Genomic DNA, 23,031 nt, shown 5'->3' on the forward strand with positions numbered 1-23,031 from the left:
CCGTCTTCCCCTGCAATCAGGAGCTTGAGCGGGGGTGCATGATCCGCATCTGGTCCCAGGTCCGTTCGGACGCGGCGATGTTCCTGTTTGAGCGCTCACGGTCCAGGGAGGCGAGTTCCACCGCGATGGCCTGCACCGCAGCGACGGCGCCCGTCAGCGATGGGAAGAAGCCGGCGCCTTCGGTGGGGACTACCATCCGCTGCTCGGCGTGCTCGGCGACGGGCGAGCCGGCGCTGTCAGTGATAGAGGCGATCGTGGCGCCGGCGTTATGGGCGATCTCCATGGCGCGCACGGTGCTGTCGTAAACCCTCCACAGACTGATCGCGATCACGAGGTCCTCGGAGCTGACCCGCGCGAGGGTGTTCGTCAGTGCTGCCACGTCAGCGTCGAGCAGCCGGACGTTGTAGCCGGCGATGACCGCGTTGTGCTCCAAAGCCTTGCCCGGGATCGCGTAGCTTCCGGCGGCGACAATCAGGGTCTGCCGCGCCCCCGCGATCGCTTCTGCGATGGACCGGACAGTTCCCGGATCGAGAGTGCGCTCCAGGTGAGCCAGGTTGGCCCGGTCGGTGGACACGGCGGCCTGGGCAGGGCTGCTGATGTGGCCATTGTGTTCGGCCGCAACTTCCAGGGCGCTCAGCGACGCCAGGAACCTCGAGCGGAGCTCGAACTGGAAGTCGGCCCAGCCCTTGAATTCGAGTGCCTGCGCTGTTCTGGTCACGGTGGAGGCGTTCGACGCCGCCGCTGCCGCGATGTCGCTGACTGAGCCGTAGGAGGCGAGGCGTGGCTGTGACCGGAGGATGCCGATGACCTGCATCTGCCGCGCAGCCAATTTCCGTCCCTGAACGCGGCTGTCCAGCCACTCGGTGACCGAAGAGGAGTTAATTTCTTGATTCACCTATTGACCTACCTCACACTCTGGCCTTAACTTCGATACATCGCATCTGCACAGACTTGTGCATATTCCTCAAAATGTACAACTTGGCCCACTTTGGCAGGAATCACCATGTCTCTCACCGCACGCTTGGATCGTCTGGCTCTCAGTCGTCCACACTACAAGCTTCTCCTCATCGGAGGCCTCGGGTACTCCTTTGACGGCATGGACGGGGCCGTGGTCGCCTTCCTGCTCCCGCGCATCCAGGAACTGTGGGGCCTCAGCAACGCAAGCCTGGGCTTGGTCGGCTCCGCCGCGCCGCTTGGCTTCTTCTTCGGCGCCATCCTCTCCGGATGGATGGGCGACCGGTTCGGCCGCAAGAAGGTGATGCTCTGGGCGCTTGCCTTCTACTGCCTGATGTCCGTGGTTGCCGCCATGGCCCCCAACTTCGAGGTCTTCCTGATTGCACGGATCTTTGCGGGCCTGGGTGCCGGCGCCGAAAGCGTCATCATCGCGCCGTTCCTGTCCGAGTTCATTCCGCCGAAGCGTCGCGGCTGGTTCATCGGAACGCTGGCAGGTTTCTTCTCCTTCGGCTTCGTTGGGGCGGCCCTGATTGGCCGCTTTGTAGTCCCCATGGGCGAGGACGGCTGGCGCTGGGCCCAGGTGATGACGGCCATCCCGATCCTCCTCCTGCTGTGGTGGCGCCGAAGCCTGCCTGAATCGCCCCGCTTCCTCATCAGCCGTGGCCGCATGGCTGAAGCAACAGAGGTGGTTGAGCGTTTTGAGCAGAGCGTCGTGAAGGCAACCGGCAGGCAACTCACACCGCTGACTCCGGGAAGCGAAGAGATCACCAAGCACGGGCAAAAGATCAGCATCTGGAACGCACTCAAGTTCATGTGGTCCAGGGCAATGCGCCGGCGGACCGCTGTCATCTGGCTGATCTGGTTCGTGATCACGTTCTCGTACTACGGCTTCTTCTCGTGGATCCCCACCCTGCTGGTGGGCCGCGGCATCACCGTCACCAAGAGCTTCGAGTACTCAATCATCATTTACCTCGCCCAGATTCCCGGGTATTTCTCCGCGGCATGGCTGTGTGACCGGATTGACCGCAAGAACACCATCGCCCTTTACCTGGCCGGATCGGCGCTCAGCGCGTTCTGGCTGAGCCAGTCCAACGACTCGGGGATGATCCTGGTGGCCGCGGCAACCTTGTCCTTCTTCCTGAACGGCACCTACGCCGGGGTCTACGCCTACACGCCGGAACTGTTCCCCACCTGGATGCGCGCCACCGGCGTCGGACTGGCCAGTGCCGTGGGCCGCATCGGCAGCATCCTGGCACCGTCCATCATCGGCATCTTCTCGGTGGCCCTGGGCTTCGGCGGAGTATTCGTGATGACAACGGTGGTGCTGACCATCGGCGTCCTTGGCGTGGTCATCTTCGGCGCCTCCACCGCGGGCAAATCCCTGGAGGACATCAATGCCCGGGCCGAGCATGATCCGGCACCTGCAGCAACAGGACAGCGATGAGCGCAATGACGGACTCCAGGAAAGCAGACACAGTGTTCCAGCAGACCTTCGATGCAATGCGGAAGGACCCCGGCGTCATCCTCTTCACGGCCCTCCAGTGGATCCCGGAGCGGTCCAGCCTTCGGCGGCTCTTCACCAGCCACCCGGCAGACTACCCGGTGGGCGGGGAGAAAACCGTGGAAATCTCGCCGGGCTGGCTGGGAACGGTTATCCAGGACAAGGAGCCGTTCCTGGCCGCCGACCTGAACGCCCTGCGTGAAGTCTTCGCCGATTCCGAACTCATCCAGCGGCTCGGCTGCGGTGCGGTCATCAACGTTCCTGTCCTCGACGAGGACCGCAACGTGGTGGGCGTCCTTGCCATGCTGGACGCCGAGGGCCGCTACACGCAGGAAAGCGTGGAAGCCGCCGTCGCCGTCGTCACCCGGAACCTGACCGGCCTCACCGAAGCCTTTGCAGCCCATCCCACCGAAGTCCACGGGAAGGACACCATCTAGATGAGCACCACCCCAAACACCCTGAGCCCCACCGAAGAAGCGGCCGGCAGCGCCGGGCTGGTGATCCGAAACGCCAGCGTATTGGATGTCGAGGCAGGCACCTACTCCGTTGCCGACGTCGTCAGCGTTGACGGAAAAATAAGCCGCATCGGTCCTGACGCCGAAGCGCCCTCGGGAGCCCGCGTGTTGGACGGCACCGGAAAGTTCGTCATTCCCGGGCTGATCGACTGCCACGTCCACGTGGTCGCCTCCAGTGCGGACTTCCGCTCGCTGACCTGGACACCGGCGTCGTACGTCTACGCCCAGACGGCCCGGATCATGGGCCAGATGCTGCGCCGCGGATTCACCACCGTCCGGGACCTCTCCGGGGCCGACTTCGGCCTGGCGATGGCGCAGCAGGAAGGCCTGCTGGAAGGCCCCAAGATCCACTTTTGCGGGCACGCGCTGAGCCAGACCGGCGGCCACGGCGACATGCGCCTCCCCGGCGAAAACCATGAGCCCAACGGCCGCGGGTGCTGCGGCATCGGCCGCGTGGCCGACGGCGTGGACGCCGTCCGGGCGGCGGCGCGGGATGAACTGCGCAAGGGCGCCCACCACATCAAGATCATGGCCTCCGGCGGAGTTTCGTCACCCACGGACCGCATCGACTCCACCCAGTACTCGATGGAGGAGATGCGGGCGGCTGTGGAGGAGGCCGAGGCCGCCAACCGCTACGTCGCGGCCCACGCCTACACCGCGCGTGCCATCAACCGGGCCCTCGAGGCCGGCGTCCGTTCAATCGAGCACGGCAACCTGCTCGACGACGAGAGCCTCCGTCTGTTCCTCGAAAAGGACGCCTTCCTGGTCCCCACCCTGGTCACCTATTGGGCGCTCAAGGAGGAAGGCAGGAGCTTCGGCCTCACGGAAGAAATGTGGGGCAAGGTGGATTCAGTGCTCAGCAGCGGCCTCGAAGCCATCGCCCGTGCGCACGAAGCCGGCGTCAAGATGGCTTTCGGATCCGATCTCCTCGGCGGCATGCACCGCCACCAGAACGAACAGTTCCGGCTTCTGGGGAAGGTCCAGCCGGCTATCGACGCCATCCGCTCGGCAACCACGACGGCGGCCCGGCTGCTGAGGCGCGAAGGCCAGATCGGCGTCGTCGCACCCGGCGCGGACGCCGACATGCTGGTGCTCTCCGCTGACCCGCTTGCCGATATCGCGGTGCTGGCCGACATTGCCGACCACCTGGACGTCCTGGTCCAGAACGGGCGGGTGGTCAGCCACTAACGGGACGCGGTGGGCCGCCCCGCCGTTGGGTCGCACGGGGGCAACGAGAAAGCCGTGGATACCTTCGACAACGAGGGTATCCACGGCTTTGACGTCAGCGACGGCTACTCGCAGGCCACGCCGTCGTGATCGCGGTCCAGTCCTGCACGGTAGCCCGCTGACCCGGAGTACAGCGGGGCGGCACCTGCTGCCCGGGCGGCAGCGCAATTGGCGTAGTAAGCGGCGGCAGGAGCCGCAGGCGCCTGCTGTACGGCCGCCTGCTGTGCGGCCAGCGCATCTGCTGCGGCCTTGTCCGCCGCAGCTTTGTCCGCCGCAGCTTTGTCCGCCGCGGCCTTATCGGCGGCAGCCTTCTTGGCTGCAGCTGCTTTATCGGCGGCAGCCTTCTTGGCTGCAGCTGCTTTGTCCGCGGCGGCCTTCTTTTCTGCTGCCGCCTTGACAGCCGCAGCCTTGACGGCCGCAGCTTTGTCCGCCGCGGCCTTGTCGGCTGCCGCCTTTTCCGCCGCCAGCTTTTCCAGGGACTTGACGCCGAGGTGAACGATGGAGCCCTTTGCCACCTGTGCACCTTCCCCGGCGTCCTGGGACATCACCTGCCAGTTCTTCTTCAGGACGATCGTTTTGCCGTCAACGATGTCCACGGAGTCGACCTCGAACCCGAGATTTTCCAATTGATCCGTGGCCTCGTCCAGGGTCAGGCTCACCACGCCTGGAACAGTGACCGTCTCTGGAGTGGCCGTGGCCGTTTCTGTCGGCTGCGGTGCCACCTGGCTGGCCGCCTGTTTGCCGCCACCGCACCCAGTCAGCATGAGGCCAGCCAGCACAAGTAGTGTCAATGTCTTTTTCATTTTTCCCCCTTGGAAAGTTTGAAACTGTGGAGTGATGGAATGGGTCTAGCGTTCGCAGGCCACGCCGTCGGAGTCGCGGTCCAGAGCCGGCCGGTAACCCGGTGACCCCGCGTACAGCGGCGCGGCTCCTGCGGCCCTCGCCGCCGAGCAGTTGGCGTAGTAGGCAGCTGCCGGTGCCGGCGTAGCGGGAACCGGTGCCGGCACCACAGGTGCGGGAGCAACAGGAGCCGGGGCCGGCGCAGCGGCAGCCGGAGCGGGCGCTGCCGGGGCAGGTGCGGCCACCACGGGTGCAGGTTGGACGGCGGCAGGTGCCGGTGCCGGTGCCGCGACGACTGGCGCCTTCTCGTTTGTTGGCGCCAGCTGCCCCGAGCAGTTGGCGAGGATCCGCGCCATCGCGTCGTGTTCCGCCTGGGTGACCCACAGGCTGTAGGTTGCCTTCACCGAGATCTGCCGGGCAACGTATTCGCACCGAAAGCCCTTGTTCGGCGGCAGCCAGGTGGCGGCGTCGCCGTCGCCCTTTTGCATGTTGGTGGGGCCGTCCGTCGACTGGAGGTTCAGTGGGTCGTTGGCGAACGCAGTCCGCTGTTCCGCGGTCAGCTGCTGTGCGCCCTTCTGCCAGGCGTCGCTGAGGGCAACAACGTGGTCGATCTGCACGGCGCTGCTCGTGGCGCTGCCCCGCAGGAAGCTGATGGAGGTGCCGGTGTACGGGTCCGCCAGTGTCCCGGAGCGCACCTTACAGGGCACGCTGTTGGTGTAGCTGATGCCCGTCAGGTCGCGCTTGAGCATGTCATTGCGTGTGTCGCAGCCGTTGCGGTCAACGTCGGCCCACGCCTGCCCGAACAGGCCCCGGTCATAACCCGTCTTCGGCGCCCGACCCTTGACGGGAAGGTTGGCCAGCAGGTCGATGGCCCTGGTGGCGTAGGCAGGCTGCGACTTCGGCGCCGCCACGCTGGTGCCCTGCGCCACGACGTAGGGGCTGTCAGGATCCAGCGGTGCGCCCGTCGCCTGCACAGTTGGAGCGGACGACGGCGCCGGTGCCGCTTTGGCAGTTACGCTCGCTTCGGCGGACGCTGGCGAGGCAGCGGTCCCCGAGGGGGCGGCCTGAGGCGTCCCGGTGGTTGTCCGCGGCAACGCGACGGCACCGCCGATAAAGAGGGCAAAGGAGACTGCAAGGGCGATGCCCCCCGCCTTCCGCTTGGCCGGGAGCCACGCCCATGAACGGCGGCCGGTCACCAGGACATAGAGGCCGGTAAGGCAGGCCGTGATGGCCAGGAAGACCAGTGCGCCGCCGAGGCCGCCGCTGAACGCCCCCATGATCACGAATAGTGCAGTGATGCCCCCGACAATGAAGGTGGAAACGCGTGGCTTTTTGGGCGGTCGCGGGCCCGGTGCCGCACCGGTTGGCCCTGGCCGGAAAAGAGTCTCATAGCTCGACATTGTTATCCCCATTAAGAAAGGCCCGGCATATAGCCGGGCCTTTTGTCTAAAGCCGAAATGTTGCTAATGAGAAGCCTATTTCTCGGCATCGTGGGAAAACGAAAACTGCGTCGATCTTGGGACAACGCTGATCCGGTCTTGAGCCAATCTTGAGGGTGCGCGTCGCACTGGGTCTTCAGTGCTTAACGCTTGGAGCAGGAAGCGCCGACGTCCCGGCCCAATAGCGGCACCAGCGCCTCAGTCCGGCTCCGCACCCACGGCGATTGCCGCCGTCGTTCCCCTACGCCGCCTTCCGCTCCCGCCACAGCAGCGACACCACGAACGTCACGGCGCTCAGGGCCAGCATCACCAGCACCACGCGGCCCCAGTTCTGCTGGTTCACGCCGGTGCCGTAGAAGATGCCGATCATCACGGTGGCGCTGATGGCACCGACGTAGCGGCAGGTCTGGAAGATCCCGGCGGCCACTCCCCTGTCCTCCGGCGCGGCCGAGATGTACAGGCCTTGGTTGGAGGCAATGCTGACCGACCCGTACGGCACGCCCATCAGAGCCGTCAGCACCAGCACCAGCGGTGGGACGAACGACAGGGTCAGGAGCCAGAGTGCCGCTGCCGCTATTGTCAGGAGCACGACGCCGGCGATCAGCACCCGCCGCACCCCGAACCGGTCGATCGCGCGCACCGCGAGCGGGGTGACCACGACGGACATGGCCGCCAGCGGCAGCATCAGCAGCCCCACCACGCCGGGATTGTAGCCGGCGGCTTCCTGCAGCAGCTGCGGCAGGCCGAAGAACGCGAAGTAGTACACGCAGCTGAACAACGTGAAGCCCAGGTACACCAGCAGCAGCGGCCGGTTCCTGCCGAGCAGCCGCAGGTCCAGGAACGGCCTGTCGAACCGCAGCTCGCGCCAGGCGAACAGTACGGCCAGGACCATCGCCCCGCCCAGCAGCCACCAGCGGTAGCCGGGCAGGGCGTTCAGCAGGCCCATGAGCAGCAGCACCATGCCGCCGGTGAACGCGAGGATCCCGGGGATGTCGGAATCGCGGAGCAGGGTGGCGATGCTGCCCTGCTCTTTGTGCTCGTCCCGTGGGGCGGCTTTCCGCACGATGAGCAGGGCTGCCAGCGCCAGGGGCACGTTGATCAGGAACAGCGCCTGCCAGCCGACCAGGCTCACCAGCAGCCCGCCGACAACCGGGCCCACCGCAGCCCCGGAGGTAGTGGCCATCTGGATCCGACCGAGCGGCCTTGTTGAAGTCGTGTCAGCCAGCCGCGCCAGGGTGCCGACCATGACGATGGCACTGGGGTACGCCGTCGCCGTCCCAAGGGCCATGAGCGCGCGGGCGATGCAGACGAACACGAAGTTGGGCGAGAACGGCGCCAGCGCGCAAGACACCGCGACCAGCGCCATGCCGAGCATGAAGAGCCGGCGTGGCCCGAACCGGTCAGCGAGCCGCCCCATCAGCGGCTGGCCGGCGGCCGAGGTGATGTAAAAGGCGGTGATCACCCAGGTGACCGTGGCGACGTCGAGCCGGAAGTCCTCGCGCAGCACCACGAGGGCGACGGCGATCATCGACGAGTTCAGCGGGTTCAGCGCCGTGCCCAGGCTGAGGCCGGCCACGGCGAGGCCGGTGCGCTGGCGGGTTTGCTGGCCGGTGCGGGGATAGTTGCTCACGGCAACAGTCTTCCGCAAAGAAGTGCTTCGCTGCCTCTGTCTAAGGGCTCGGTCATAACCGGAGCCCTTAGTTGGACACCAACCAATGCCGGACAGCTGCCCAAGAAGACGCTCATTTCAGTACCCAAACCCTCGCGCCCGCTCGTCAGCTCAACCTTCAATGATCTCCCGATGCTCAGGGTTCAAAGCATGATCAGCAGCTTTACGTATCACCCTTGCTGCGTGACCGTTCTTCAACCGCTCGACAGCAGCAACGATCTCGTCGCTTTCCAGCCCGTCCCCCTTATGGGTGATTTGCTGCAATCCGTGTAGGGCCATGAGTGGAATGTTGATGCCGTCTGACTCTAATGCTTCGACGACGGCTCGCTCGACCAGTGCCGAGATTCCAGTCTTAATAGTGCTAACGGATGCGAGGCTCCTTGCAGCCCGCGAACGCACGCGCGCATCTGCATCATGTGCTAGTTGCAGAAGTAGTAACTGACACCACTCCCATTCATCCACAACCGCGGCTGCTTCAGTAAGCAGATCGCAGGCCGCTTCCCGGTCCTCTGAGATGCTGCTGCAAGAAATTTCGGTACCCTTGGCGATAATTTCGTCTCTGGAAAAAATTCCTAGGACGGCCCCGACGCGGTACCCCTCCGTGAACTGACGATCAGCATCTCCGTCTGAGAAGATGTCCTGTCGCTTGGAATCAATCACACCCGACCACGCGTTTTTGAGGAGCCCTCGAGCGTCAGTGGGCACAACACTTGCGCCGAACTCAGCGATGCGTTGAAGTGCCCGCTCCTTTAGCTCTCGTGCTACGTTTTTGTCAGTGAGCAATCCAGCCACGGCCGTCCACACCCTTGCTCGGCGAAACAGTTTTGCAAAGATCACGGAGACCTCCCCTGGATCCACCGACTTCAAGGTGAAGACACCGCGTATGGCTTCCTCACGGATGCCTTGCAGGGTGGAAATGCAATCGACTTCCGCTGACTCGATTACTTCCTCTGATACATCCTTTAGCGCTTCATAGTTTCGGACAAGGTATTCCGCCAGAGCCGATTGGGGAATCTTAGGCAATATAGCTGCGTAATCGAGGGGAGCTTGGATGTTACTTGCCAGACGCGCGAGCTCATTACTAGGTCGATCAGACGCATGCTTACTGCCCCATACCTTCCAGGCATCGACAGTCTGCGGATCTACTGCCTTCCAATTCAGGTTCTGCAACACCCGCAGGAGTTCGCCCTCCACCAAGTCGAGCGACAGTCGCCCGCTGATAACGACTCCCAGCGAGGCCTGTGCAACCTGATTGTCCTTGCCGCTATCCGGAAGAAGCTTCCCGATTGCAGACCAAGCGCCCCTCTCGTCCGCGACCTGTGAACCCTGTGTGCTCCGTGGCGACTGGATGAAGGCCAGCGCAGCTTCCAGCCCTCGTTCAAGATCCTCTTGATCGAGAAACTGGGCGGCGAACGACACAACTGTCAGGTCAGCCAACGTCACATCGTTGGGGAAACTGGACCTCCTCAGAATCGCGTTTGCGTCTCCCAGAAGGGCAGCATCTGGTCCCTGCAGATAGATCAATTCCAACACGTTCTTAAGATGGTCCTTGTCACGCGCTCGCCGGAGCAAGCGTAAGGACTCCTGCACGTCCCAAAAATTGCTTGCATCGACTGCTCGATGGTGCTGGAGTAGTCGAACTTGTGCCAGCGCGGCTCGCTCCCTCATAAACGCATTCACGTTCCCGGTGAGCTCCGCCACTAGCAACGATTCCAACGCGGGCGTAATCATAGGATCTGTGTGATAGATCGTCCGTCGCCTTCTATTGGCCCCAACTATCTCGTCGAAGGCGTGCTCGACGTACCGGCGATCCCGGTTAGCCGCGGGAATCCGTCCTCGATAGTCTGGCCACGGAGCGCGGGATTTTACTACGTCGACCCAAGTGGTGCCTTGGAACCCTTCCATCCTCGCTGCCAATTCCAACCGGTGCGCGGAAATAGCCTCGCGAATGTCCTGGAGGACAGTATGCGAATCCCAACCGATACCAAGGGAGACCGGGAAAGCCTCTGATTCTTCAGTCTGGGATACATGATTCAGCACGGTCTCAAGCGACTGACCTGCAGCATTATACTCGAAAAGCTCGAATTGGCGACTGGCAATCTGGAGGTTTACAAGTCCCAGCGCAAGAGAGGAAGTACTTCGTGGGTTGCTTGTTGTTAATTCATCCCTAAGCGATTGAAGATTTGCAATTGCGGCGGGCACTTCGTCCATCTCTACCTCGGCGACGGAAGCAAAGAGAGCAGCCGCGACCCGCGCCGCTGGTGGTATGTCTGGCTTTACCGATATATCCCAAAGGCCTCCGGCACCCGTCTCTACAGTTCCGTATTGCAGGGAATCCTTTGCCCTGTGGACAAGATCCAGGACCCAGAGAGGCTCCTGAGGGGAAAGCACCTTCTCGTAGCGCTCGACATCGTCAAGACGAAATTGGGCCACCAAGGCCAGGAGGCTTGGGCCCGTAACTAAATCCTGTGAAAAGTTTGGGTGAGGGGCCATCGCCCATGGTGCCGCCACCGCGGCAATCCATGCATTTGAATTCAAAATCTCCAAGTACTTGCCCCATATCTCGCTAGCCCATTCTGACTCTGATCGGCACTCGGCCCGTTATCGGCACTCACCGGAGAGATCCCAAGTTGCCGAAGAGAAAAGCGCATAAGTCCCTCAGCTTGTTCTTTCAACGACTCGGGTTCCAAGGCTCTGATTCCATTTTTCTTTACGAAACTGGTCAGTTTTTGCCCCACGAATTCGTCGACAGCAGATTGCTCGAGGTTCGGGTAGGTGGGGGCACAAGCGACCAAGACGACCCGAGAAGTGGAAAGGGGATTTATCGCCGCAAGCGCATCGGCAATTTCATCGCCACGAGATAGAGCCCCATGGGCACTTGCAGGATAAAGCAAGAAATGAAGAAATGCATCTTTTCCGTCGTTGGAGTCCAAAAAGATGGGCGTCATATCTGCTTTGACTGCTTCAGCAGCATCTTCAATTGAGGTCTCCCATTCATAGCCGAGGACCAAGAGGACCCGGTAGTGGACTACCAAACGAGGCTCCGTCAACGCGCATCCGCCGTGATGACGATCTTGCTGCGCTCTAGGTAAAGCAGGGTTGACTCACTCGTCCCCCCGCATTGTGGACGACTCACGATGACGCCCACGATCGCAGCGTCACCCTCCATGTCCTTTCGCTTCATTTCCCCTTCCACAAGAGTTTTCACGAGCGGGCATGCCCGCAAACCCCCAGGAACAGGATTCAGCAATTGGACGGCCACAGCCACGCTCTCATCAGGCACGAACATGCCTGCGGGCAGCATCAGGCACAGCAAAAGGAGCCCGGCCACCCCAGACCATTTTCCAGCTTTAGTTCGCCGTGAAATACTTCTTGCGGCATTACGCGCTTTTGCATCGGCTTCCTGAACCAACTGTTCAATTGGCCTAGTGTCGGGTCCATTGTTCTCATCATCTGCAATTTTGGGTTGATAAATCGATGCACTCAGGAATAGGCAAACGCTTACAGCTAGCACCCCAACGCCAAGATATCCCAGTATTCTCGCTGACGCAGGAAGCGCCTCACCCTGACTGGAAAAAACTAGACCGGCTATCAAGGCGCCAGACGCTGTTGCGAGGAGATTTGCAACAGCCTTTGCCCGCTCTCGAAACCGGTCTACGTCTGCACGGAACGAGTCCATAAGTTTGATAGCTTCGATTTCGGATGTCTCGCTCACCCGTCCATCATAATCGGCTGACACGCGGGCTTAGCGCTGGAACAGTGACCGCGGCCAAGCACCCTCTTCTTTTCGCTGGCGACCGGTACGCCGCGCCCAGCACCCTTACCCCAGCCGTCGCTGCCGGAACATCGGAAACTGCTCCCGCACCCGCGTCACGGTAGACAGCGAAACCTCCACCGCCCGCACGCCCGGCTCCAGCCCAAGGTCCGCCTCGACGTACCCCATCGGATCCACCAGCAGGCTCCGGCCCACGGACACCGGCGGCGCCTGGCAGACGCCGGCCACGTAGACGCTGTTCTCGATCGCCCGGGCCGCATTCAGGGCCAGCCATTGCTCGGTCTTGTGGGTGCCCGGCACCCACGACGAGCAGACCAGCAAAACCTGGGCGCCGGCGTCGGCCAGGGACCTGGCCAACTCCGGGAACCGCAGGTCGTAGCAGGTCATCAGCCCGAACCGCGCTCCCCCGGCTTCGAACACCACCGGCTCGGTGGACGGTCCCGGCTTGATGAACGTCGACTCCCCGAAGCCCTGCGCGTCGAACAGGTGGATCTTCCGGTACACGGCCAGCCGCGCACCCGAAGTCCCGTAGGCCACCAGCGTGTTGTACGCCCGGCCCTCCTCCTCGGACGTTTCCACCACGCCCGCGACGAGGGTGATGCCGTGGCGGGTCGCGGTGGCGGCGAGTTCCCGGCAGACGGGGCCGTCCAGCGGCTCGGCCATAGCCGGGAACGAGGCGTCCACGATCTTCTTCTCGTACGTGGCGTACTCCGGGAAGGCCACCAGCGTGGCGCCGTCGGCGGCGGCCGCCGCGGCGAACCGGTCGATCGCGGCCAGGTTCTCCCCGGTGTCTGTTCCGGACTCCAGCTGCCCGAGCGCTATTCTCACCTCAGTTTCCTCCCGTGAGTTCCCAGAAAACCCTAGGCGGCGGCCTCCACGGTGGCCTTCTCCGTCGTCGTCATTTCCGGCGGCGCGGCCCGGAAGCCGCGCGTTATCAGCGCCAGGACCACGATGCCCAGCGCCAGCCAGGACAGTCCCAGCGTAATGGCGTTGCTGTCCAGCTGGGAAAGCAGGTAGGCACAGACGATGGCGCCCACCGCCGGGACCGCCACGTAGGAGACGGCGTTCAGCTGCTCCCCGGCACGGCGGCGGCGCACGTAGTGGAACACCACGGACACGTTGACCAGCGTGAAGGCGGTGAAGGCGCCGAAATTGATGAACGACGTCGAGGTGGCCACATCCAGGAAGATCGCAATCAGGCCGACGATGCCGGTGACCACCAGGTTCACCACGGGCGTGTGGTACTTCGCGTTGAGCCGGCCGAAGACCGCCTTCGGCAGCACCGAGTCGCGGCCCATGGCGTAAATCAGGCGGGAGGCACTGGCCTGCGCCGCGAGACCGGAGGCGAACTGCGCCACCACCAGCCCGGCGAGGAACACCGCGCCGAACAGCTGGCCGCCGATCTGCAGCGCGATGGCGCTGGCCGCGGACGCCGAGTCCTCAAAAACCCCGCCCGGGTGCACCAGCTGCGTGACGTAGGAGACGGCCACGAAGATGCCGCCGCCGATCAGCGCGATCAGCATGATGGCGCGGGGCACGTTCCGGCGCGGGTCCACGGTTTCCTCCGTAAGGGTGGTGACGGCGTCGAACCCCAGGAACGAATACGCCGCGATGGCCGCGCCGGCAGAGATGGTGGCGAAGCTGGACGTGCCGTTGACGAACGGCTCCGTGCTCACCAGGCCGCCCGCGCCGGAGGCGGACACCACGCTGCCGACGGCCAGCGCCACGAAGATCACGATCACCAGCAGCTGGAACGCCATCAGCAGGTAGTTCGCCTTGTCCGCCACCTTGATGCCCAGGATGTTCAGCACCGTGGTGATGAGGATAAAGCCCCCGATCCACAGCCACATGGGCACGCCCGGGAACTGCGCGTTCAGGTACGAGCTGCCGATCAGCCAGATCACCATGGGCAGGAACAGGTAGTCCAGCAGGATCGCCCAGCCCACCAGGAAGCCCACCCGGGAATCGATGGACTTCCGCACGTACGTGTAGGCGGAACCGGCCACCGGGTACGCCACCGCCATCCGGCCGTAGCTGTGCGCCGTGAACAGCATGGCCACCATCGCCACGAGGTAGGCCGCTGGCGCCGCCCCGCCCGTGGTCTCGGCGATCAGGCCGAAGATGGCCAGGACGATCAGCGGGGTCAGGTACGCCAGGCCGAACAGCACCAGCGACGGCAGCTTCAGCGTGCGGGTGAGGATTGGTGTGGTCACGTGGTTGTCCTTAAGCATTAAAAGTGGGGGGCGTCCAGGTCAGCGGATTGATCCGCCCCTGGTAGACGGGAAGTTCGACGGCGGCCTCCCCGTCCCGGAACTGGGACCACGGCCGGTTGAGGTTCTCGGTCCCGTGGGTGCGGACGTGTTCGACGGCGGCCAGGTCCAGGTCCGCTGTGAGCAGCACCGGGGCGTCGCCGTCGGCTTCCGTAATGGTGTTGCCCTCGGGGTCGACGATGAGGCTCAGGCCCTTGCCTGTGGGGCCGGCGCAGTTGACGCTGACCACGAACACCTGGTTCATGATGGCGTTCGCCTTGGCCAGCACCAGCTCCTGCCGGCGGTCCGGCGTGGTGGTTTTGACGACGTTGAGGATCACCTCGGCGCCCATCCAGGCCAGCTGGCGGGAGACCTCCGGGTACCAGGCGTCGTAGCAGATGTTCAGGCCCACCCGGCCGATGCCGGCCAGGTCCACGGTGGTGAACCGGTCGCCGGGATCGTACGGCTCGAACGGGCGCCAGGGGAAGATCTTCCGGTAGTAGCCGGCCAGCTCGCCCTCCGGGGACAGCACCAGCTGCGTGTTGAACAGCTGGCCTTCCGGGCCGCGCTCGCAGACGCTGCCCGGCACCAGCCAGATGCCCAGGTCCGCGGCCAGCTCCTTCAGCTCCTTGACGCGCGGGCCGTCGAGCGGCTCGGCCGCGTCCTGCAGTGCTTCGGTGCGCTGCCGGTCCGGGTTTCCGTCGCCGAAGAGGTGGAGCTCCGGGAAGACCACGAGGTTGCTGTCCGGTTTGGTTTCCAGGGCAGCTGTGATCTCGTCCGCGAAGGCCGAAACAGGGTCGCCGATGAGCCGTGGCGCGGCCTGGGCAGCGATGAGGGGAAGGATGCGTTGCATGGGTTTGTCTCCGCGTTGGGGTGTGATCTGCACTATATTAGATCAGAATGATCCAATAATGGGAAGGGGGGGTGCGGATGGGCCGTAGAGTAGCGGATATGACCCGTCAGTTGGAGGACACCTCCTCCCCCGCCGGCGCCTCCCCAATCGCAGGCAGCGCCCTCGCCGGCATCGACCGCCGCAGCGCCATCGATGCCGTGCGCCTGCGCATCGGCATGGCCATTTCACTGGGGCTTCTGAAACCCGGCGAGCGCCTGCCGGACCAGGAGGACGTGGCACTCGGTTTGTCCGTCAGCCCGATCACCGCCCGCCGTGCACTGGCGAGCCTCGCTGATCAGGGCGTGGTGGTCCGCCGCCGCGGCCGGGCCGGCGGAACGTTCGTGGCGGACGAGCCGCCGCGTGACGTGCTGGCCGAACTCACCGCGTCGCCGGCGGAGTCCCAGGCCGTGAACCGACTGGTGGACCGGCGGCTGCTGTTCGAGTGCGCGGTAACCCACTACGCGGCAGTTAATGCCACCGCCGACCAGCTGGACGAACTCGAGCGGCTGACCCGGGACATGGCCGTATCCACGGACTGGTCCGCGTACCACCAGGCGGACGAGCAGTTCCACCAACTGGTGGGCACAGCCTCTTGCCTGGGGACCGCCGTCGGAGTTTATCACGAGACGCTGGCCGAGCTCTACGCGTACTTCATCCCCTACCCCATCGAGCTGCTGCACAAGTCCAACTGCGACCACGTGGAGCTGGTGGCGGCGCTGCGCGCCGGCGACGTTCCGGCCGCCGTCGAAATTTCACGCAAGCACGTGGACATCCTGCACCGCACCATGTTCATGGGACTGGCCGACGGCAGATCGGGACCTACGCCCGCATGATCAGCTTCCCTTAGCCTGAGCCTTTTTGGCCTGCCACGACGTCCATCCCTGCCGGTGGAGCCGCTCGAAGCCGTCCAGGAGCAGGTCGAGCGCAAACTCGAACTCGAACTGGTCGTCGCAGCCATGCCCCACCACGGAGCCTCCGTCATGGCTCGCGGCGGTGGCCACCTGAAGGATGTTCGGATAGCGTGCCGCCATCTCCTGGAAGACCGCAGCCTGCGCCTCGGGTGACATCTCAACGCTGCCTCCCCCGCCGGGGCCGGCAGAGTCATCGAACAGCTCCTGGGTGAAACCCCAGATGCGGCTGCCCATGGCGTGCATGACGTGGTGCGTGAGGTCCACCGTGAAGCCGCCGGCCAGGAACATGGCGATGAAGGAGTCCATGTACCCGAGGACGGCAGGGGTCTGGTTGGTCCGTGATTCCAGGACCTGCCGGGCCCACCTGTGCCGCTGGAGCACAGCCCTGGCAGACAGCACCCTCAACCTGACCGCGTTCTTCCAGTCTTCGCCGCCCGCCGCCGGGTCGATCTCGGAGATGATCGCTTCGACCATGCCGTCGAGGAGCTCCTCCTTGTTGGCCACATGCTTGTAGAGCGCCATCGGGACGACGCCCAGCTCCTGTCCGAGCCTGCGCATGCTGAGCTCGTCGATGCCGGCCTCGTCCGCCAGCGAAACGGCAGCCTGCAGCACGCGGTCCCGGTTCAGCCGCACGCGGCGCTGCCCGTCAATCTGCTGGGCCACGAGCCCTCCTTCCGCTGATTCCAATCTAGGCCATTGACAGGTGTACTGCGTACACCTAACCTCTTTTTCATAAGGTGTACGCCGTACACCAATGGGTACGAGGAGCTTCCCATGAAGGCACAGCAAGCCGATCTCAGCCGGCATCCGAACCGGACGGACCGCCGCGGTCACTCCGGCGTCACCATGAGGGCGGCAACTTACCGCCGGTTTGGCCCGCCCGAGGTGGTCCGCATCGAGGAAATCCGCAAGCCGTCACCGCGTCCGGACGAGGTCCTCATCAAAGTCCACGCCAGCACGGTCAGCGCCGCCGACCACCGCGCCCGCAGCCGCACCGTCCCCGCGGGCCTGGAAATCCTGACAGCCCTCGGACTGGGCATCTTCCGCCCACGGCACAGGGTTTTGGGAATAGACGCCGCCGGCGTGGTCGAGGCCACGGGATCCGCCGTCAGCAAGTTCCGGATCGGTGACGAGGTGGTCACCATGCTCGGGGCGAAGTTCGGCGGCCACGCCGAATACATGACGGTCGCCCAGGACGCAGCCATTACGGCCAAACCGCGCACCATGGGCTTCGAGGAGGCCGTCACGCTCGTTTTCGGCGGCCTCACCGCGCGCGGCTTCCTGGCCCGCGCCGAGATCAAGCCCGGTGACTCCGTCCTCATCAACGGAGCGTCCGGCGCGGTGGGCACGGCCGCGGTGCAGCTCGCCAAGAACCTGGGAGCCCATGTCACCGCCGTCTGCAGCAACGGAAGCCGGGACCTGGTTACCTCGCTGGGCGCAGACCGGGTGATCGACTACACCGCTGAGGACTTCGCCGCCGGGGACCGCACCTACGACGTGATCATGGACTGCGTCGGCAACGCTCCCTTCAGCCGGGTCGCCAGCAGCCTGAACCCGGGCGGGAAACTGCTTCTGGTCGTCGCCGATCTGAAGGGGATACTGCGGGCGTCTGCCAACAGCCGCAAAAGCGGAAAGTTGATCACCGCCGGGGACCTGAAGCTCGGGTACACCGCCGAGGACCTCGCATGGCTCGTCCGCCTCGCGGACGCGGGCCGGTACAGGGCCGTCATTGACCGGGCCTATCCCCTTTCCGAGATCGTCCAGGCGCACCGCTTAGTCGATGCCGGACGCAAAAAGGGAAACGTCGTCGTCCGCATCGCCGGCGAATAGGAGGTTCCCGTGAACACCATCGGAAATACCACCGCCCAAACCCCGGGTCACACCGGCAACTCCAGGCCCCGCTCCCAACGACGACGGCGATACGGCTGGCTGGTGCCAGCCGGCCTGATCTTCCTCACCCTCATCCCCGTGCTCGCCGGAGCGGCACGCCTCACCGAACTGACCGGCGGTGCCGCCATCACCCCGAGGAACGAGAGGTTCTTCGCCTCGCCCATCCCGGTGGTCACGCACATCGTCAGCGTCACCGTCTACTCCCTCCTGGGAGCTTTCCAGTTCAGCCCTTCCCTTCACCGGGGCAGGCGCAGCTGGCACCGGGCAGCGGGACGCATCCTGATGCCCGCCGGTTTCCTGGTGGCACTCTCCGGACTGTGGATGGCCCTCTTCTACAAACTTCCACCCAGCGACGGGCTCCTGTTGCTCATCCTCCGGCTGGTCTTCGGCAGCGCAATGCTGGTGAGCCTGGTCCTCGGAGTCCTTGCCATCACGCGCCGGGACTTCGCCAGGCACGGCGCCTGGATGACCCGCGCCTACGCCATCGGAGTCGCGGCCGGAACACAGGGCATCATCCTCATCATCCCGGAACTCCTGACCGGGCCGCCCGACGTGACAACCCGGGCCGTCCTCATGGGGGCAGCCTGGATGATCAACCTGGCGGTGGCCGAATACGTCATCCGCCGCCGCTCCCGGTCCCGGTCCCGGTCCCGGTCCGCATCAGGCTAGTCCCCATCCCGGGACACTGTTGCAGTCCCCTGCGTCGGAGTAGGATCCGGGCACCGTCATGATGTTCAAAGGCCGGGCACTGCAATGAAGCGATCTGCGAAGCACTGGACAATATTGGTGGCGGCCAGCCTTCTGGCCCTTTGCGGGAGCGGGATTGCCAACTCCGCCGAACCTCCACCGGACCCCACTCGCAGACCCAGCCAAAGCGTGGCTTCACCGATGAGCGGGTATCCATTCCCGGGAGACGCCACCAACCGGGCCCTGCTGAACACCTTGGTCCGGAAGGAGCCGTCGGGCCCTGAATTCCGTGGGTCCGCATTCGAATACCCCGTGGTCGATGAGCAGGGGTGCACCACCCGCGAGCGCGTCCTGATCGCGTTCGCCAGCGACAAGACATTGGCCTCGCCCTGCACGGTGCTCCATCCGCAGTGGGTATCCGTCTGGGACCGCAATGTCCTGGTGGACCCCGCCGAGGTGGACGTCGTCCATCTGGTCCCGCTGGAGGAAGCCTGGCACTCCGGCGCCTGGGCATGGACCGCGAAGCAGCGCCGAGACTTCGCGAACGATCTGTCCAACGGCCTGGCGTTGAGGGTCCTAACGGCCACCACGAATGCCGAGCGCGGCTCGTCAGACCCGGCCCGCTGGTTGCCGCCCTATGACGGTGGCAACTGCAACTACGCCGCCGAATGGGTATGGATCAAGGCCCGCTGGAACCTCACGATAGATCCCGCAGAATACGGGGCGCTAAAGACGCTTATAGACACAACAGACGCGGGTACCTGCGGCGAGAAGCCGGCCTATGTTCCGCCGCTCGGGCTCAGCCCCGGAGTTGGCCCGGCGTCGATCATCGGAGGCATCGGGGCTCCCTCCGGCACCCTGTACAGCCTCATCCGCGTGCAGGCATTCAACGCGGACCATCGGGTGGTGCGGGAAACCCGGGTGCGGCCTGAGGGTTTCTACGAACTGACAGGTCTGCCGCCGGGCGGCTACACGGTCAAGTTCCTCGGCGGCACCAGCGGCACCTCTGACCAGTGGTACAGCGACCAGGGCCCGGGCGGCCCGCCGGAGGTGATCACAGTGAAAGCGGGCAGCATTGCCAGTGGCATTACGGTGGCGATGCTCGCCGCTCCCGGCGCGGCGGCGTCGGTTCCGGGCGCCGGCTAACGACCCCTTTTCCGGCCGGACCCCTGGGCGGATCATTAGCTATGGCTACGGGGACAGTGCCCTTCGACTTCAGCGGCAACGGGGAGACACCCGAGCACCCGAACGCGGAGCGGCCGCCGGACCACGTGGTGGTCTTCGTGCACGGCATGGGGAAGGCTCTGAAGGGCGGCACGCTTCAGGAATGGGCGCAACCGCTCATGCAGAGCCTGTACGACCTCTCCGTCGACGTGGCCGGGGACAACGAGGACCCGCCGCTCACCATCGATCAGGCCCACGCCGTGGGCGAGGCGCCTGAAGTCGTGGTCAGCGTTCTCCGCGACTACACTAGCGACCGGCAGCCGGACTACGTCCGCATCCTCATGACCGAGGCCTCATGGGGATCCGACTTCACGCCCGCCAATGCAACATCCACCTACTGGTGGGCGTTCGCCACCGCCTGGCTCGTCTATGACCGGTTCCTGGAACTGGTCTTCTGGAACCTCTACCCCGGCGGGCGCAATTGGGGCAGCCTGAAGTGGCTGGCGAAGCGGGTCATCCAGGTGGGCCTGTACGCGGCCGTTGCGGTAGTGGGCATCTTTCTCCTGGTTGCCGCGCTGCTGGTGCTGCTGGTCCTCGTCATCCTGGCCCAGGTGCCCGGCGCCCGGCGGTGGCTGGGCAAACTGGTGACGCTGTTCGCGGATTTCCTCGGCGACCCCGAGGTCTGGAAGCGCAAGCCCCTGCAGGCGGCTGCCATGCGGCAGCGGGTGAGCGACACGTTGCTGCGCTGGGACCACGCGTCCGGCGTCGATGTGACCGTCGTGGCGCACAGCCAGGGTGCTGCCATTACGGGGCAGCTGCTCTTCCAGAACGCGGGCAGGGCCCGGACAACCAACTTCGTCAGCGTCGGCAGCGGCCTGAGCCTGCTGGGCTACGCCGAATGGGGCGGCCGCAGCGAGGATCCGGTGGCTGACTGGCTCGCCAACGCACCCGAGACCCGGTGGATCAACGTGTGGGGAAAGTTCGACTTCGTTCCGGCCGGCCCCATTGGCACAAAGGCCTTGGGAGACGACCCGGTTTTCAGGAAGATCTATGACCGGAAGAGCGCCGGCACCGGCGGTCCCGGCCCGGAGGAACATCCTGTCTACAACCGGTCCGCGTTGATCAAGGACCACATCACGTATTCGAAAAACCGCATCGAGGTGATCGACCCGCTCGCTTCGCTGGTCCTGCTTCCCGCCAGGCCCCAGGGAGAGGTCCAGTTCGGGCCCGATCCGGGCGACAGGCGCCTCCGGCCGCACCGGGTCATGGTCAAAAGCCTCGGCGTGACCAGGCTCCTTGGAGCCATCAGCGGTCTTTTGGCAGCCCCGGCCATGCTGTCCTGGCTGGGGGCCCAGCCCTGGGCAAGGACACTCGTGCAGTGCGGGCCTCCCGGCGCCGGCCTTGATCCGTGGTGGTCGTCGTGGCTGTGCTCAGGGGGCCGCTATGACTGGACGGCCGCCCCGTCGCCGGACTGGTGGATCCTGGGCCTCGTGTCACTGCTGCTTGCCGGTGTGCTGATCAGCTTTCTCAACGGTCCCGTCTGGGGGATCCTCCACGGCCTGCTGGAGCGCCGCCGTCGGCCGCCGCGCCGGCGGATCGATGACAGGGCCGCCCACCTTCGGGGGCTGCTGGATCAGATGCAGGGTCGGCAGGTCACGGAGAACACGGACGAGCGGGTCGGCCGGGCCGCCGGTGATCCCTGGGTGAAAGTAGCCGTGTACCTGGTCACGGCTTTCGTTTTTGCCGTCGCGGTCCCCGTGGCTCTTCTCCGGCCCAGTCCGTTCTGGCTCGCCGTGTATGCGTTGTCCGTAGCACTGTGGACATTTTGCTTTACCGGCACCGGAATCAGGCCGCTCGCGGCACGATTCGGCTTCCGGGAAGAACCCCCGACGGCGGACGGCAGGACAGCGGACAGCGCCCGGGAGGGCGCACCTCCCTTACCCGAACGGTTCCGGCCCCAGACGAACCCGTGACGGCCGACGGCGGTGCTGCCGCCGGGTAACAGGCCGGGGTCCCGTTAGCCTTGGGCTACTTCCGCCGCACCGGTGCCACGCCTGGCCGCGGCACCGCGACGATGGTCAGGGCGTACCCAGGCTTCGAGCACACCGAACCAGCGCGCGGTCACGCGCCGGGAACCGCTGTTTCCCCTGTATACGCGCGGTTATCAGGAGTAAGCTATGGCCGTCGGCAGGAAGTCCTGCGACTCCTTGCCGCGAGGCCGGCTCTCCATCTGAAGAGCCGGTAACCAGCGTGAAAGGGAGACTAATGACTACCGCTTCACACCCCGCCCACCACCACGCGTTGGGGTTGTCCCTTCACAACACCGCCTTGGGTCTGGGTGCGGTTTTCCTGCTGGTTGGCGTACTCGGGTTCATCCCGGGAATCACCAGCAATTACGGCGCCATGAGCTTTGCCGGCTATGGGTCCGGGGCAATGCTGCTTGGAGTATTCCAGGTATCAGTGCTGCACAACATCGTGCATATGCTGTTCGGCGTGGCCGGCATTGCAATGGCCCGGACAAACCAGATGGCCCGCTGGTTCCTGCTTGGCGGCGGCGCTGTGTACGTGGTCCTGTGGATCTACGGCCTGCTGATCGACATGGACGGGGGCGCCAACTTTGTCCCGTTTAACACTGCCGACAACTGGCTGCACCTGGTCCTCGGCGTCGCCATGATCGGGCTGGGCCTCTGGCTCGGCAGGGATGCCATGGAGAGGACGAGGGGAAGCGCTACCCCATAGCGCCATCCGCGTTTCGCTACAAACCGACGACGGCGGCCGTCCCCCGGGCGGGAAACCTGCTCTGGGGGCGGCCTCCGTCATTGTCAGTTGCGCGATCCTGACCTGGGATCGCTTTTTCGGTCCAGCCACTGATCAAAGGAGATCGTGATGCTCGGAGAACAAATCGGGGAACTCACCGGCCAAACCATCAGCACGCGGGTTCTGGAAGACACCGGCCGCGGTCCGCGCACTGAAGTGACCGACCACCAGGTTGGCACGCTCTGCGGTGCCCAGGTTGACGTGACGGTCACCTACGTCGGCACGATCCGTCCCACCGGCACAGTCGCCGGCAACGGAAACGGTTTCGTCGTCACCTCAAGCGGGCAGACAGCGACCTTCACCGGCCACGGGGTGGGCCGTTTCACCGGCCCGGGTCAACTCACCTGGCGCGGTGCCCTGTTCTACGAAACCACGTCAGACGAGTTGAGCAGCCTCAACGGGATCGCCGTCCTGTTCGAGTACCAGGTGGCCGACGGCAAGTCCGAAGGCCGCCTGTTCGAGTGGAAGTAGCGACGGTCCGGAAGTAACAACGTTACCGAT

The 23,031-nt window shown here is 64.7% G+C and carries 21 protein-coding genes; 10 read left to right on the plus strand and 11 right to left on the minus strand.

Going from position 1 to position 23,031, the window contains the following annotated elements; genetic code table 11:
- Nucleotides 1–16 precede the first annotated feature (16 nt).
- Nucleotides 17–895, minus strand: a complete 879-nt coding sequence (locus ACFQ50_RS07700) for a MurR/RpiR family transcriptional regulator (RefSeq protein ID WP_377994934.1) — start codon at nucleotides 893–895, stop codon at nucleotides 17–19.
- Nucleotides 896–1,003: 108 nt separating this feature from the next.
- On the opposite strand from ACFQ50_RS07700, the gene ACFQ50_RS07705 reads away from it, so the two are divergent.
- Genes ACFQ50_RS07705 through ACFQ50_RS07715 form a run of 3 tightly spaced genes read left to right on the plus strand, consistent with a single transcriptional unit; the run spans nucleotide 1,004 to nucleotide 4,158 of the window.
- On the plus strand, nucleotides 1,004–2,398 hold the full coding sequence (locus ACFQ50_RS07705) for an MFS transporter (RefSeq protein WP_377994935.1): 1,395 nt from the start codon (nucleotides 1,004–1,006) through the stop codon (nucleotides 2,396–2,398).
- Nucleotides 2,395–2,892 carry a GAF domain-containing protein gene (locus ACFQ50_RS07710; RefSeq protein ID WP_377994936.1) on the plus strand — a complete coding sequence of 166 codons (498 nt, stop codon included), beginning with the start codon at nucleotides 2,395–2,397 and terminating at the stop codon, nucleotides 2,890–2,892. The genes ACFQ50_RS07705 and ACFQ50_RS07710 overlap by 4 nt, the downstream gene beginning before the upstream one ends.
- Complete coding sequence (locus tag ACFQ50_RS07715; protein ID WP_377994937.1) at nucleotides 2,893–4,158, plus strand: amidohydrolase family protein; 1,266 nt, start codon at nucleotides 2,893–2,895, stop codon at nucleotides 4,156–4,158. It begins immediately after the preceding gene.
- 104 nt (nucleotides 4,159–4,262) lie between these two features.
- On the opposite strand, the gene ACFQ50_RS07720 is transcribed toward ACFQ50_RS07715, so the two are convergent.
- The 9 genes from ACFQ50_RS07720 to ACFQ50_RS07760 form a co-directional block, all read right to left on the minus strand.
- Nucleotides 4,263–5,000, minus strand: a complete 738-nt coding sequence (locus tag ACFQ50_RS07720) for an excalibur calcium-binding domain-containing protein (protein ID WP_377994938.1) — start codon at nucleotides 4,998–5,000, stop codon at nucleotides 4,263–4,265.
- Nucleotides 5,001–5,045: 45 nt separating this feature from the next.
- Nucleotides 5,046–6,314, minus strand: a complete 1,269-nt coding sequence (locus tag ACFQ50_RS07725; protein ID WP_377994939.1) for a DUF1524 domain-containing protein — start codon at nucleotides 6,312–6,314, stop codon at nucleotides 5,046–5,048.
- 403 nt (nucleotides 6,315–6,717) lie between these two features.
- Nucleotides 6,718–8,106 carry an MFS transporter gene (locus ACFQ50_RS07730; RefSeq protein WP_377994940.1) on the minus strand — a complete coding sequence of 463 codons (1,389 nt, stop codon included), beginning with the start codon at nucleotides 8,104–8,106 and terminating at the stop codon, nucleotides 6,718–6,720.
- A 150-nt stretch (nucleotides 8,107–8,256) separates the two neighbouring features.
- A complete protein-coding gene (locus ACFQ50_RS07735) occupies nucleotides 8,257–10,692 on the minus strand; it encodes a hypothetical protein (RefSeq protein WP_377994941.1) in 2,436 nt (811 codons plus the stop codon).
- Nucleotides 10,680–11,180 (minus strand): hypothetical protein, encoded by a 501-nt coding sequence (locus ACFQ50_RS07740; protein ID WP_377994942.1) that lies wholly within the window; start codon nucleotides 11,178–11,180, stop codon nucleotides 10,680–10,682. Before ACFQ50_RS07740 ends, ACFQ50_RS07735 begins: the two co-directional genes overlap by 13 nt.
- A gap of 11 nt (nucleotides 11,181–11,191) precedes the next feature.
- A complete protein-coding gene (locus ACFQ50_RS07745; protein WP_377994943.1) occupies nucleotides 11,192–11,860 on the minus strand; it encodes a hypothetical protein in 669 nt (222 codons plus the stop codon).
- Nucleotides 11,861–11,965: 105 nt separating this feature from the next.
- Nucleotides 11,966–12,748: a carbon-nitrogen hydrolase family protein gene (locus tag ACFQ50_RS07750; RefSeq protein ID WP_377994944.1), complete on the minus strand. Its 783-nt coding sequence runs from the start codon at nucleotides 12,746–12,748 to the stop codon at nucleotides 11,966–11,968.
- A gap of 32 nt (nucleotides 12,749–12,780) precedes the next feature.
- Nucleotides 12,781–14,133, minus strand: a complete 1,353-nt coding sequence (locus ACFQ50_RS07755; RefSeq protein ID WP_377994945.1) for an APC family permease — start codon at nucleotides 14,131–14,133, stop codon at nucleotides 12,781–12,783.
- Between the two features lie 10 nt (nucleotides 14,134–14,143).
- Nucleotides 14,144–15,022, minus strand: coding sequence for a carbon-nitrogen hydrolase family protein (locus tag ACFQ50_RS07760; protein WP_377994946.1), 879 nt, complete (start codon nucleotides 15,020–15,022; stop codon nucleotides 14,144–14,146).
- Between the two features lie 98 nt (nucleotides 15,023–15,120).
- Between ACFQ50_RS07760 and ACFQ50_RS07765 the strand changes: the two genes are divergently transcribed.
- Entirely contained in the window at nucleotides 15,121–15,894 is a 774-nt protein-coding gene (locus tag ACFQ50_RS07765; protein WP_377994947.1) for a FadR/GntR family transcriptional regulator, read from the plus strand.
- Here ACFQ50_RS07765 and ACFQ50_RS07770 read toward each other — a convergent pair whose 3' ends face one another.
- On the minus strand, nucleotides 15,895–16,635 hold the full coding sequence (locus ACFQ50_RS07770) for a TetR/AcrR family transcriptional regulator (protein WP_377994948.1): 741 nt from the start codon (nucleotides 16,633–16,635) through the stop codon (nucleotides 15,895–15,897).
- Nucleotides 16,636–16,746: 111 nt separating this feature from the next.
- Between ACFQ50_RS07770 and ACFQ50_RS07775 the strand changes: the two genes are divergently transcribed.
- From ACFQ50_RS07775 to ACFQ50_RS07800, 6 genes are all read left to right on the plus strand, one after another.
- On the plus strand, nucleotides 16,747–17,802 hold the full coding sequence (locus ACFQ50_RS07775; RefSeq protein WP_377994949.1) for an NAD(P)-dependent alcohol dehydrogenase: 1,056 nt from the start codon (nucleotides 16,747–16,749) through the stop codon (nucleotides 17,800–17,802).
- A gap of 18 nt (nucleotides 17,803–17,820) precedes the next feature.
- On the plus strand, nucleotides 17,821–18,531 hold the full coding sequence (locus ACFQ50_RS07780) for a DUF2306 domain-containing protein (protein ID WP_377994977.1): 711 nt from the start codon (nucleotides 17,821–17,823) through the stop codon (nucleotides 18,529–18,531).
- 219 nt (nucleotides 18,532–18,750) lie between these two features.
- Nucleotides 18,751–19,695 (plus strand): DUF1524 domain-containing protein, encoded by a 945-nt coding sequence (locus tag ACFQ50_RS07785; protein ID WP_377994950.1) that lies wholly within the window; start codon nucleotides 18,751–18,753, stop codon nucleotides 19,693–19,695.
- Nucleotides 19,696–19,736: 41 nt separating this feature from the next.
- Nucleotides 19,737–21,686, plus strand: coding sequence for a hypothetical protein (locus ACFQ50_RS07790; protein WP_377994951.1), 1,950 nt, complete (start codon nucleotides 19,737–19,739; stop codon nucleotides 21,684–21,686).
- Nucleotides 21,687–21,978: 292 nt separating this feature from the next.
- Complete coding sequence (locus ACFQ50_RS07795; protein ID WP_377994952.1) at nucleotides 21,979–22,452, plus strand: DUF4383 domain-containing protein; 474 nt, start codon at nucleotides 21,979–21,981, stop codon at nucleotides 22,450–22,452.
- 147 nt (nucleotides 22,453–22,599) lie between these two features.
- Nucleotides 22,600–23,001 (plus strand): hypothetical protein, encoded by a 402-nt coding sequence (locus ACFQ50_RS07800; protein WP_377994953.1) that lies wholly within the window; start codon nucleotides 22,600–22,602, stop codon nucleotides 22,999–23,001.
- Nucleotides 23,002–23,031 lie beyond the last annotated feature (30 nt).

The organism is Arthrobacter sp. NPDC056493, assembly GCF_042795115.1.
Lineage (GTDB): Bacteria > Actinomycetota > Actinomycetes > Actinomycetales > Micrococcaceae > Arthrobacter.